The organism is Nocardioides sp. (assembly GCF_036503465.1).
Classification (GTDB): Bacteria; Actinomycetota; Actinomycetes; order Propionibacteriales; family Nocardioidaceae; genus Nocardioides.
Genome location: NZ_DASXWU010000020.1, coordinates 26,624 through 37,981 on the forward strand (window position 1 = coordinate 26,624; position 11,358 = coordinate 37,981).

Annotated in this window: 14 protein-coding genes; 8 read left to right on the forward strand and 6 right to left on the reverse strand. The window is 72.2% G+C overall.

Annotated features, from left to right (window positions below; genetic code table 11):
- Positions 1-5 precede the first annotated feature (5 nt).
- From VGK78_RS02935 to VGK78_RS02950, 4 genes are all read right to left on the reverse strand, one after another.
- Positions 6-701, reverse strand: coding sequence for an SDR family oxidoreductase (locus VGK78_RS02935; RefSeq protein WP_331525813.1), 696 nt, complete (start codon positions 699-701; stop codon positions 6-8).
- A complete protein-coding gene (locus VGK78_RS02940) occupies positions 701-1,669 on the reverse strand; it encodes a zinc-binding dehydrogenase (protein WP_331525814.1) in 969 nt (322 codons plus the stop codon). The genes VGK78_RS02935 and VGK78_RS02940 overlap by 1 nt, the downstream gene beginning before the upstream one ends.
- A 79-nt stretch (positions 1,670-1,748) precedes the next feature.
- Complete coding sequence (locus VGK78_RS02945; protein ID WP_331525826.1) at positions 1,749-2,864, reverse strand: NADP-dependent malic enzyme; 1,116 nt, start codon at positions 2,862-2,864, stop codon at positions 1,749-1,751.
- Between the two features lie 151 nt (positions 2,865-3,015).
- Entirely contained in the window at positions 3,016-3,378 is a 363-nt protein-coding gene (locus tag VGK78_RS02950) for a S24/S26 family peptidase (RefSeq protein ID WP_331525815.1), read from the reverse strand.
- A gap of 72 nt (positions 3,379-3,450) precedes the next feature.
- Here VGK78_RS02950 and sodN point away from each other — a divergent pair, with 72 nt between their 5' ends.
- The 3 genes from sodN to VGK78_RS02965 all read left to right on the forward strand — a co-directional run bounded on the left by sodN (position 3,451) and on the right by VGK78_RS02965 (position 5,312).
- On the forward strand, positions 3,451-3,852 hold the full coding sequence (sodN, locus tag VGK78_RS02955) for a superoxide dismutase, Ni (RefSeq protein WP_331525816.1): 402 nt from the start codon (positions 3,451-3,453) through the stop codon (positions 3,850-3,852).
- 217 nt (positions 3,853-4,069) lie between these two features.
- The gene (locus VGK78_RS02960; RefSeq protein ID WP_331525817.1) at positions 4,070-4,489 is read left to right on the forward strand and encodes an ATP-binding protein; all 420 of its coding nucleotides are present in this window, start codon (positions 4,070-4,072) and stop codon (positions 4,487-4,489) included.
- 1 nt (position 4,490) lies between these two features.
- Entirely contained in the window at positions 4,491-5,312 is an 822-nt protein-coding gene (locus VGK78_RS02965) for an RNA polymerase sigma factor SigF (protein WP_331525818.1), read from the forward strand.
- Positions 5,313-5,325: 13 nt separating this feature from the next.
- Here VGK78_RS02965 and VGK78_RS02970 read toward each other — a convergent pair whose 3' ends face one another.
- Positions 5,326-5,718, reverse strand: a complete 393-nt coding sequence (locus tag VGK78_RS02970) for a hypothetical protein (RefSeq protein ID WP_331525819.1) — start codon at positions 5,716-5,718, stop codon at positions 5,326-5,328.
- Between the two features lie 288 nt (positions 5,719-6,006).
- Here VGK78_RS02970 and VGK78_RS02975 point away from each other — a divergent pair, with 288 nt between their 5' ends.
- Positions 6,007-6,258, forward strand: a complete 252-nt coding sequence (locus tag VGK78_RS02975; RefSeq protein ID WP_329651210.1) for a WhiB family transcriptional regulator — start codon at positions 6,007-6,009, stop codon at positions 6,256-6,258.
- 9 nt (positions 6,259-6,267) lie between these two features.
- Here the strand turns inward: VGK78_RS02975 and VGK78_RS02980 are convergent, their stop codons facing one another.
- On the reverse strand, positions 6,268-7,749 hold the full coding sequence (locus tag VGK78_RS02980) for a sensor histidine kinase (RefSeq protein WP_331525820.1): 1,482 nt from the start codon (positions 7,747-7,749) through the stop codon (positions 6,268-6,270).
- Between the two features lie 88 nt (positions 7,750-7,837).
- Here VGK78_RS02980 and VGK78_RS02985 point away from each other — a divergent pair, with 88 nt between their 5' ends.
- From VGK78_RS02985 to VGK78_RS03000, 4 genes are read left to right on the forward strand one after another with little or no spacing between them, the layout of a single operon-like run.
- A complete protein-coding gene (locus tag VGK78_RS02985) occupies positions 7,838-8,683 on the forward strand; it encodes a DUF2785 domain-containing protein (protein ID WP_331525822.1) in 846 nt (281 codons plus the stop codon).
- A 52-nt stretch (positions 8,684-8,735) separates the two neighbouring features.
- Positions 8,736-10,403: an acetolactate synthase gene (locus tag VGK78_RS02990; RefSeq protein ID WP_331525823.1), complete on the forward strand. Its 1,668-nt coding sequence runs from the start codon at positions 8,736-8,738 to the stop codon at positions 10,401-10,403.
- Positions 10,404-10,416: 13 nt separating this feature from the next.
- Positions 10,417-10,908: a GNAT family N-acetyltransferase gene (locus VGK78_RS02995; protein WP_331525824.1), complete on the forward strand. Its 492-nt coding sequence runs from the start codon at positions 10,417-10,419 to the stop codon at positions 10,906-10,908.
- Positions 10,905-11,267, forward strand: coding sequence for a thioesterase family protein (locus tag VGK78_RS03000; protein ID WP_331525825.1), 363 nt, complete (start codon positions 10,905-10,907; stop codon positions 11,265-11,267). Before VGK78_RS02995 ends, VGK78_RS03000 begins: the two co-directional genes overlap by 4 nt.
- Positions 11,268-11,358 lie beyond the last annotated feature (91 nt).

Genomic DNA, 11,358 nt, shown 5'->3' on the forward strand with positions numbered 1-11,358 from the left:
AACCGCTAGCGGGGCGTCCAGGGCACGAGGGGGCGCACCGTCACCTCGGGGATCGTGGCGTCCCGGGGCAGGTCGAGCACGTGCAGCATGGTCGCCGCGACCGTCTCGGGGCTGATCCAGCGCGAGGAGTCGTAGGTGCGCCCTTCCTGCTCGTGCACCTTCTCCTGCATCGGGGTCGCGGTGCGCGAGGGAAACAGGGTCGTCACCCGCACGCCGTTCTCCATCTCCTCCGAACGGAGCGAGTCGGCGAGCGCCCGCAACCCGAACTTCGACGCGGCGTACGCCGCCCAGCTCGCGCCGGCGGAGAGTCCGGCCGCCGAGTTCACGAACACCACGATCCCCCGGCCCGCTCGCAGCGCCGGGAGGCAGGTCCGGGTGAGCAACGCCGGCGCGACCAGGTTCACGTCGAGCTGCTCGCGGAGGTGCTCGGCGCGGAGCTCGGCCACCGGGGCCAGCTCGACGACACCGGCGACGTGGAGGAGCGAGTCGAGGCGGTCCGGCAGCCCGGCGATCCGGTCGACCGCGTCGGGATCGGCCAGGTCGACGACGACGGTGCGCGAGCCGGGGAACCGCTCGGTGAGCGCAGCCGCCCGCTCGTCGTTGCGCGCCAGCAGGACAAGGTCGTCGCCGCGGCCGTGCAAGACCTCGGCCACCGCGCCGCCGATGCCCGAGCCTGCCCCGGTGATCAGATGCGTCGCCATCAGCGTGTGAAGACGATCTTGCCGAAGACGTCGCCGTCGTTCATCGCGGCGAAGCCCTCGCGGGCGTCGGCGATCGGCAGCGTCCGGTCGACCAGCGGCTTGGTGCCGGTCGCGTCCAGGAACGACACCAGCCGACCCAGCTCGGTGCTGGTACCCATCGTCGAGCCGATCACCCGGAGCTGCAGGAAGAAGATCCGATTCAGCTCCGTGCTCTCGGGGTTGGGGCCGCTGGTGGCGCCGCTGATCACGAGCGTCCCCCCGGGGCGGAGCGAGCGCAGTGAGTGGGTCCAGGTCGCTGCTCCGACGGTCTCCATCACCGCGTCCACCCGGTCGGGCAGCCGGGCACCGCTGTCGTACGCCGCGTGGGCGCCGATCTCCAGGGCCCTCGCCCGCTTCGCCTCGTCGCGGCTGGTGGCGAACACCTGGAGTCCCCCGGCCCGCGCCAAGGTGATCAGGGCGGTGGCGACGCCGCCGCCGGCACCCTGCACCAGCACCGACTGTCCGGGCTCGAGACCGCCCTGCACGAAGAGCATCCGGTACGCGGTCAGCCACGCCGTCGGCAGGCACGCCGCCTCCGCGAACGACAGCGATGCCGGCTTCGGCACCAGGTTCGCCCGCGGCACCGCGACCCGGTCGGCGAAGGTCCCCTGGTAGCGCTCCGAGAGCAGCGAGCGCTTCGGGTCCTCCGTCTCGTCGCCCCGCCAGGAGGGATCGCTGATCACGGCGTGGATCAGCACCTCGTTGCCGTCCTCGTCGACCCCGGCGGCGTCGCAGCCGAGGATCATCGGCAGCTGCTCTTCCTTGAGCCCCACGCCGCGCAGCGACCACAGGTCGTGGTGGTTCAGTGACGCCGCCTTCACCGTCACCGTCGTCCACCCCTCGGGGACCTCCGGCTCCGGCCGCTCCCCCACCACCAGCCCGGCCAGAGGGTCGTCGGTCGAGAACGTCTCGGCGTACACGGCGAACATGTCCCGACCCTAGCGACGCACGGAGTGGTGACCCGATCAGTCCGGGACGCGAGCGTCTCGGGCCGGTCACCTTTGCATCTCAGACTCGCGCGACGCCGTCCGTCCGCGCGGCCTCGGCGACGGCAGCGGCCACCGTCGGGCCGACGCGGGGGTCGAAGGGCGAGGGGACGATGTGGTCCTCGGCGAGGTCGGCGCCGACCAGGCCGGCGAGGGCCTCGGCGGCGGCGAGCTTCATGCCTTCGGTGATGGCCGTCGCATGGACGTCGAACGCGCCGCGGAAGATCCCCGGGAATGCCAGCACGTTGTTGATCTGGTTGGGGTGGTCGGAGCGCCCGGTGGCCACGATCCGGGCGTGGCGGCGGGCGATCTCGACCGGCACCTCGGGGTTGGGGTTGGCGAGCCCGAAGACGATCGCGTCGTCGGCCATGCTCGCCACGACCTCCTCGGGCACGGTGCCTCCGGAGACGCCGAGATAGACGTCGGCGCCGGCCATCACGTCGGCCAGCGAGCCGTGCCGGTCGTGCACGTCGGCGGTGTCGACGGCCAGCGCCTTCTTCACCGGGGTCAGGTCGGTACGCCGTGAGTTGAGCACGCCCTGCCGGTCCACCACCGCGATGTCTCCGACGCCGGCGTTGAGGAGGATCCGCGCCACCGCCACCCCGGCCGCCCCGGCGCCGGACACGACGACGCGAGTCTTCTCCGGCATACGGCCGGTGAGCGTGAGCGCGTTGGTGATCGCCGCGAGCGCCACCACCGCCGTGCCGTGCTGGTCGTCGTGGAAGACCGGGATGTCGAGCATCCCCTTGAGCCGCTCCTCGATCTCGAAGCAGCGCGGCGCCGAGATGTCCTCCAGGTTGATCCCCCCGAAGCTCGGCGCGAGCCGGGCGACGGTGGCGATGATCTCCTCGACGTCGGTGGTGGCCAGGCAGATCGGGACGGCGTCGACGCCGCCGAACTCCTTGAACAGCACCGCCTTCCCCTCCATCACCGGCATCGCCGCTGCCGGGCCGATGTCGCCGAGGCCGAGGACAGCGGTGCCGTCGGTCACGACCGCGACCGTGTGCGGCACCCAGGTGTACTCCCGAGTCAGCGTCGGATCCTCGGCGATCGCCTCGCAGACCCGGGCGACGCCGGGCGTGTAGGCCAGCGACAGGTCGTCCCGGTCGTTCAGGGCGACCCGGGACCGTACCTCCATCTTCCCGCCGACGTGGAGGTCGAACACGGGATCGCCGGCGAACCGGTGCGCGTCGGAGCGTCGAGCTGGGGCGGCCACTCCGTCACTGTGGCACAGCGGGTACGCCGTCCCGCTCGCCGCGGCGGTCCGTGGACACCCGACCGAGACCCGCTCACAGCCGACGACCGGCCGCGGGGTGCGGCCAGAGCCGCGCCACCACGACGGCCACCACGTCCGTGTCCGGGATCACCCCCCGGTGCCGGGAGTCGACCCCTTCGTCCGGGTTGTCGCTGAGCAGCCACCACCCCGCGTCGCCGGTGCGCGTGGCGCGCGGCTCGACCGCCCGCTTCACGGCCAGCGTGCCGTCCGGGAAACGGGCCAGGACGAGCCGGCCGGCGGCAACCGGCGCGGCGTACCGGACGAGCAGCCGGTCACCCGGCTCGAGCGTCGGTCGCATCGAGGCGTGATGCACGCGCGCGACCCCGAATGCGGGTGGGCGCAGCGGGTACGAACCCGCCCCAGGGGGCCTCGGCACGCGGAGTAGTGTCCCAGGCGAGGCACATCCAGCCCCTGCATCCCTGACCTCCACCTGAACAGAGAGGACCACATGTTCGCGAACCTGTTCGCTCCCACCGTCGACGTCTCGGCCCACTGCGACCTCCCGTGCGGTGTCTACGACCCCGCCCAGGCACGCATCGAGGCCGAGTCCATCAAGGGCATCATCACCAAGGTCGCGGACAACGACGATCCCGACTTCCGCACCCGCGCGATCATCATCAAGGAGCAGCGTGCGGAGCTGGTCAAGCACCACCTCTGGGTGCTCTGGACCGACTACTTCAAGCCCCCGCACTTCGAGAAGTACCCGCAGCTGCACACGCTGTTCAACGAGGCGACCAAGCTGGCGGGCGCCACCGGCGTGAAGGGCGAGATGGACGCCGCCAAGGCAGACGAGCTGCTGGCCAAGATCGACGAGATCGCGGAGATCTTCTGGGAGACCAAGAAGTCGTGAGCCTTCACGGCCGGAGGCCGCGAAAGCTCACGACTTCTGGTCTTCAGGACGAGTGAGCGCGCCGGCGCGAACTCGTCACCGTCCTACCGCAACCAGCTGACAGACACCGACCACGTCGAACCTCGAGGGCCCGCCACCTGCGGGCCCTCGTGCGTTTCCCGGCCCGACCCTCTGCCCAGCCCCTAGGGTTGGACCCACACTCTCCGGAAGGCACGCGATGGACCGCCCCGCTCCCGAGAAGGCCGATGTGTCGCTGCGCATCCCGGCCGACGGCGCCTACGTCTCCGTGCTCCGGACCATGACCGCGGGGCTCGCCGCCCGCCTCGACTTCACCGTCGACGACATCGAGGACCTGCGCATCGCGGTGGGCGAGGCGTGCGCCCTGGTGCTTCCCGAGGCCACGCCGGGTGGCGACCTCGAGGCCGACTTCCGGCAGACCCCAGGGACCCTGACCATCTCGGTCCGCGTCACGACACCCGGGCGGGCCGAGCCCGACTACGAGAGCTTCGCGTGGCAGGTGCTGAGCACGCTCAGCGCCGAGGCGACCGCGGATGCCGGCGACCAGCATCTCGAGATCACGTTCTCGGCCGACTCGAGCCTGGCGTTCAGCGACGGACGACGGGGAGCCGGCGGCTGAGATGACCTTCGACGGGGGCTCGGGGCCCGACCAGTCGGATGGCGGCCCGGACCCGCGGGTCGACGGCGCTCGGGAGCAGAACGCCCGGCTGTTCGGTCGCCTTCGGGACGCAAGCGCCCAGGAGGCGACCCGCCTCGCGGCGCGCGACGGCCTGGTCGCGCTGCACCTGCCGTTGGTCGAGCACTGTGCCCGACGGTTCCGCAACCGGGGAGAGCCGTTCGAGGACCTGGTGCAGGTCGGCACGATCGGCTTGATCAAGTCGATCGACAGGTTCGACCTGGACCGCGGCGTCGAGTTCTCGACGTACGCGACGCCGACGATCATCGGTGAGATCAAGCGGTACTTCCGCGACAAGGGCTGGGCGATCCGGGTCCCCCGGCGGTTGCAGGAACTGCGGATGCAGATCGGCGCCACCACGGCCGACCTCACCCAGAGCCTGGGCCGGTCGCCGACGCCGCGCGAGCTGGCCGAGGCCATCGGCTGCTCGGTCGACGACATCGTGGAGGGCATCGAGTCCAGCAACGCCTACTCGACGCTCAGTCTGGACGCCGCCGACGACGGCTCCGACGACGGCGGGGTCTCGATGCTCGAGCTGATGGGTCTCGATGACGAGGAGCTGGAGCAGATCGAGATCCGCGAGTCGATCAAGCCGCTGCTCGAGGCGCTGCCCAGCCGCGAGAAACGCATCCTGCTGCTGCGGTTCTTCAAGAACCGGACGCAGTCGGAGATCGCGGCCGAGATCGGGGTGAGCCAGATGCACGTGTCGCGGCTGCTCAGCCGGACCCTGGAGCAGCTGCGAGCGTCGCTGCAGGAGTCGGTCTGAATCGCCGGAGCCGCTACGACGCCTCGTCGCGGTCGGAGAGCGCGTCGATGCTCGCCGGGTGGAGCAGCCCGGCCAGGACCACCAGCGCTGCGACGGCCATGACCACCGAGACCCAGGTGGTCGCACCGCCGAGGAAGCTCCAGGCGAGCCCCAGGAACATCAGCTGAGCCACCACGATCGGGCTGCGACCCCACGAGCGGCCGCGCGAGAGGAACCAGGCGCAGGCGACCAGGGCCGCCCCGACCACCGCGAAGAACAGCGAGGACGTGACGCCCATCGCCGCCCGGTCGGCGTGGATGTCGGCCGCCAGCAGCACGCCGTACGCGAGCACGAAGACGCCCTCGACCGCCGCCAGGCTGGCGGCGACCACCAGCGGGGGCGGACGGTGGCCACCGGTCTTCGGCACGGACGTCAGCGTACGGGCCGCCTCGGTGGGTACCGATGCGTGGACGGGAGGTCGCCACAGGTGGATTTCCGGGTCAACCTGGAGGTGGACCACAGACGGGCCCAGAGGTGGACCCGGACGGGCAGACTGACCAGACAGGACCGGTGTCCGAGCCTGTGACAAAACTGACCAGCCAAAAGGGTTGTCTCCCGATGCAATTCTTGCCACTGTGGAGGGCGCGCTCGTGAATGGATTCACATCCGCGCGCCCCGACGTTGTACCCGTGTGAAAGAGAGCTCTGCGAAAGCCATGGATTGGCGCGACCGCTCCGCCTGCCTCGACGAGGACCCGGAGCTGTTCTTCCCCATCGGCAACACCGGACCCGCCATCCTCCAGATCGAGGAGGCCAAGCAGGTGTGCCGACGTTGTGAGGTGCGCGAACAGTGCCTCCAGTGGGCCCTCGAGGCCGGCCAGGACCACGGTGTCTGGGGCGGCCTCAGCGAGGACGAGCGCCGCGCGCTGAAGCGGCGCAGCTCCCGCGCACGCGTGCGCACGGCCTGAGCCGCTCTCTCACCCGCCGTCCAGGGGTACGTCGACGACCGCCCGCGCTCCCCGGACCGGGCCGGCCCGCAGCTCGAGCATCCCACCCAGCTCCGACTCGACCAGGGTGCGCACGATCGAGAGCCCGAGGTTGGGCGACATCTCGGGGTCGAACCCCTCCGGAAGGCCGATGCCGTCGTCGTCGACGGTGACCCGCAGCCGTCCGGCGATCCGCTCCGGCGAGACGGTGATGGTGCCCGCGTGGTCGTCCGGGTAGCCGTGCTCGACGGCGTTCTGGAGGAGCTCGGTGAGCACAGTCGCCAGCGCGGTGGCCGTCTCGTTGGGGAGCAGCCCGAACGACGCGTCCCGGCGTACGACGGGCCGGTCGTGGTGGCCGTCAGGCCCGGCGCCCACGTCGGTCACCATCGCTCCCAGGCGGTCGGCGATCTCGTCGAAGGCGACCTCGTCGAGCACCTCCTGGCTCAGCGTCTCGTGCACGATGGCGATCGAACCGACCCGCCGGACGGCCTCCTCGAGCGCCGCGCGTGCCTCGTCCGACCCGATCCGGCGGGCCTGGAGGCGCAGGAGTGCGGCCACGGTCTGCAGGTTGTTCTTCACCCGGTGGTGGATCTCCCGGATGGTCGCGTCCTTGGTCAGCAGCTCGCGGTCCCGGCGGCGTAGGTCGGTCACGTCGCGGACCAGCACCAGCGCGCCCACATGCTCGCCCCTTGCCCGGAGCGGGATGGCGCGGACGATCAGGGAGACCTGGTCGCCGCCGACCTCGGTGTCGCGGTGCGCGCGGCCGCCGAGCACCGCGCTCAGGGTCTCCTCGTCCGGGCGCCGCCGCGGCGGCACCAGCTCCCGGGTGACCTCGGCCAGCACCCGGCCGTCGAGGTCACCCGACCAGCCGAGGCGACGGTAGACCGACAGGGCGTTCGGGCTCGCGTAGGTGACCCGGCCGCGCTCGTCCACCCGGACGAACCCGTCGCCCACGCGCGGCGAGTCGGCGTGGTCGCTGCGCTGGCCGTCGGCGGGGAAGTCGCCCGCCGCGATCATCGCGGTCAGGTCGGCGGCGGTCTGCAGGTAGGACAGCTCGAGCCGGCTGGGCGTGCGAACGCCGAGAAGGTTGGTGTTGCGGGCGATCACCGCGATCACACGGTCGTCGCGCGGCACCGGGATCGTCTCGACCCGCACCGGCACGTCGTCGCGCCACTCCGGGTCACCCTCGCGGACCAGCCGCGCGTCGGCGTACGCGCGGTCCAGCATCGGGCGGCGGCCGAGCGGGACGAAGCTGCCCACGACGTCGTCGACGTACGCCGTGGGGCCCGTCGTCGGCCGCATCTGCGCGGCCGCCCAGAACCCCTCTCCCCCGCGGTCGGGCAGCCAGAGCACCAGGTCGGCGAACGACAGGTCGGCGATGATCTGCCAGTCCGCCATCAGCAGCTGGAGCCGCGTGACGTCGCCCTCGTCGAGGTCGGTGTGGCTCCGGACGAGCTCCAGCAGGGACGGCACCGGGACAGCGTAGGTCTGCTGCGTCCCCACTCGAATCCGGTCTGCTCCGCCCGCCGGCCTGCGGCGGACGGCTGGCAGGATGGGCGGCATGTCGACGGCGTACTGGCAGCAGGTCCGGTCCGCCGAGATGAAGGTCCCGACCGACCGGCCGCTGGCGGACCTGACCGCCGAGCTCACCACCATGCTCGGCTCGCCCGATCCGGTCGATCGCGACGAGTTCGCGTACCCGATCCTGGCCACCTGGATCGCCGAGGGCGTGTACGACGACCTGCTCGCCGGGCTGGGCGACGGCATGGCCGCGGGCCTCACCCAGGGGCTCGGCGAGTCCGGCACCGACTCGGTGTTCCGGCGCAGCTTCTCGGCGCTGGTGCTGGCCGAGTGCATCGGGCGCGACAACGCCGAGTCGCGCCTCCCCCCGGTCAAGATCATGGAGTGGGGCGACCGGGTCACCGGGTGGCTGGTGCGCGAGCGCGACGTGCGGGGGTTCGTCCCCGGCAAGGGCTGGGCGCACGCGATCGCGCACGGAGCAGACGCCCTCGGCGTGCTCGCGCAGTCGGTCCACTTCGGGCTCACCGAGCTGACCGTGCTGCTCGACGTGGTCGCCGACCGGGTGCTGCTCGAGACGGCCGCTCCGCTCAGCAGCGGTGAGCCGGACCGGTTGGCGCTGGCGACGATGACGATCCTCCGACGCAGGCTGGTGCCGCTCCGGATCATCGAGCCGTGGCTGGCCCGCCTCACGGCGGCGGCCACCGCGACCGGCGCTCCGGACACCGACCCCTACCGCGTCACCGGCAACCCCGAGGCCTTCCTCCGGGCCCTGCACATCCAGGTCGCGCTGGCACCCGAGCCGATCGACGTACGCGCCGACCTGCTGCTGGAGCTGGTCAGCGCCCTGCGCACCACGAACGCGGCGTACCTCATCGCCCCTACGTGATCCCGCTCTCGACCGGCCCGACTGAAGGTGACCGGTCGGTAACGTGCCCTCCATGAGCGAATCCGAGACCGGCACCGAACGGAGCGGCCACGCCGGCGAGCTGGCCGTCGCCGTGGCCCGGGCCCACGGCGTCGAGACCCTGTTCACGCTGTCGGGCGCCCATGTCTTCCCGATGTACGACGGGGCGGTCAAGGCCGCGCCGCCGATGCGCATCCTCGACGTACGCCACGAGCAGACCGCGGCGTTCGCGGCCGAGGCGACCGGCAAGCTCACGCGCGTGCCGGGGCTGGCCGTCCTGACCGCCGGTCCGGGGGTCACCAACGGCGTCAGCGCGATGGCGCAGGCGCAGTTCGCGGGGTCTCCGATGGTGGTCGTGGGCGGGCGTGCTCCGCAGAACCGGTGGGGCAGCGGCAGCCTCCAGGAGCTGGACCAGCCTCCGATCCTGGCCTCGATCACCAAGAGCGCACGGACCATCCCCACCGCCGCCGACGTGACCGGCGGGTTCGACGAGGCGTTCCGGCTGGCCGGGTCGTCCCACCGGGGACCGGTGTTCGTGGACGTGCCGATGGACGAGTTCTTCAACCAGGCCACCGCGACCGTCCCGGGCGGCTCCCGCCCGCGTGGCGCCGACCCCGACACCGACGCCGTGGAGCGGATCGCGCGGCTGCTGGCCGACGCCGAGCGGCCGGTGCTCGTGCTCGGCACCGACGTCTGGGCCGACGGTGCGGAGCAGGCGGCGCTCGACCTGGTCGAGGCCCTGGGCGTCCCGGCGATCACCAACGGCATGGGGCGCGGGATCGTGCCGGGCGGACACCCGCTGCTGGTCACCAAGGCGCGCGGCAAGGCGTTCAGCGGCGCCGACCTCGTGGTCGTCGTCGGCACGCCGCTGGACTTCCGGCTCGGGTACGGCGTGTTCGGCGGCCAGGACGACACACAGCCCGCCCGCGTGGTCCACGTCGCCGACTCGCCGGGCCAGGTCGCACAGCACGCCACGCTCGCCGACTCGGTGTCCGGCGACCTGACGTCGGTGTTCCGCGGGCTCGCGTCGGCACTGGAGCACACGGATCTGTCGGCCTGGAAGGCCTGGGTCGAGGACCTCCAGGCCACCGTCCGGGAGGCCGCGGCGCGGGACGCCGAGCTGCTGAGCGCCGAGGCCGACCCGATCCATCCGGCCCGCGTCTACGGGGAGCTGCTCCCCCGGCTGGCCGACGACGCGGTCGTGATCGGTGACGGCGGCGACTTCGTCAGCTTCGCCGGCAAGTACGTCGAGCCGAAGCGACCCGGCGGCTGGCTGGACCCCGGTCCCTACGGCTGCCTCGGCGCCGGGCTCGGCGCCTCCATCGCGGCCCGTCTAGCCCGGCCGTCGTCCCAGGTCGTGCTCCTGCTCGGTGACGGGGCGGCCGGATTCTCGCTGATGGACGTCGACACGCTGGTCCGGCACGACCTGCCGGTGGTGATGGTGATGGGCAACAACTCGGCGTGGGCGCTGGAGAAGGGGCCGATGCAGATGATCTACGGCTACGACGTGGCCGCCGACCTGGCCCAGCAGACGCGGTACGACGAGGTGGTCAAGGCGCTCGGCGGTGCCGGTGAGACCGTGACCGATCCCCGGGAGATCGGACCGGCGATGGACCGCGCCTTCGCCGCGAACGCGCCGTACCTCGTCAACGTGATCACCGACGTCGACGCGGCCTACCCGCGGAACACGTTCGGCGTCTGACACCCTGGCCTCCATGCAGATCCGACGCGCCCGCCCCGAAGACCTCGCCGCGGCCGGCGACGTCACCGTGGCGGCGTACGCCGAGTTCTCCGAAGGGAATACGGACGGCTACGTCGAGCGCCTGCGCGACGCCGCCCGCCGCGACCGCGAGGCGGAGGTGTGGGTGGCGACGCCGGACGACTCCGAGGAGATCCTCGGCACCGTGACGATCTGCCCCGACGGGTCGGTCTGGCGGGAGGTCTCGAAGCCGGGCGAGGGCGAGTTCCGGATGCTGGCCGTGGCGCCCGAGGCCCGCGGCCGAGGCGTCGGCGGGGCGCTCGTGGACCTCGTCGTGGACCGGTTCCGGCAGGAGGGCGCCCGCGCCGTCGTGATGTCGACGCTGCCGGTGATGACGTCGGCCCACCGCATCTACGAGGCGGTCGGGTTCGTCCGTGCGCCGGAGCTCGACTGGTCGCCGACCGAGACGGTGCACCTGATCGGCTACCGGCTGGAGCTGGAGGTGTGACCACCACGCTGAACTTCACGGTCACCAACGACGACACCGCGGCTGCGCTCGGCTCCGGCAGCCTTCCCGTGCTGGGTACGCCGCGGCTGCTCGCGTGGTGCGAGGCGGCCACCTGTGCCGCGATCGAGACGGAGCTCGGAGAGGGCGAGACGTCGGTCGGGACCCGGATCGAGCTCGAGCACACCCGCGCCAGCCGGGTCGGCGTACGCCTCGAGGTGACCGCGACGCCGGTCTTCCGCGACGGACGCCTGCACCGCTTCAGCGTCCTCGCCCGGGAGGCCGGCGGCGGGGCGGTCGTGGGCACCGGCGAGGTCACCCGCGTCGTCGTCGACGCCGAGCGCTTCCTGGCCCGCCTCTAGCCTGCGTCGCCGTTGGCGCTCGTCGGGCTCGAACGGTCGAGTCGTCAGCTCTGCGCCGCGAGCCGGGCGCGGGCCGAGCCCTTGGCCTCGG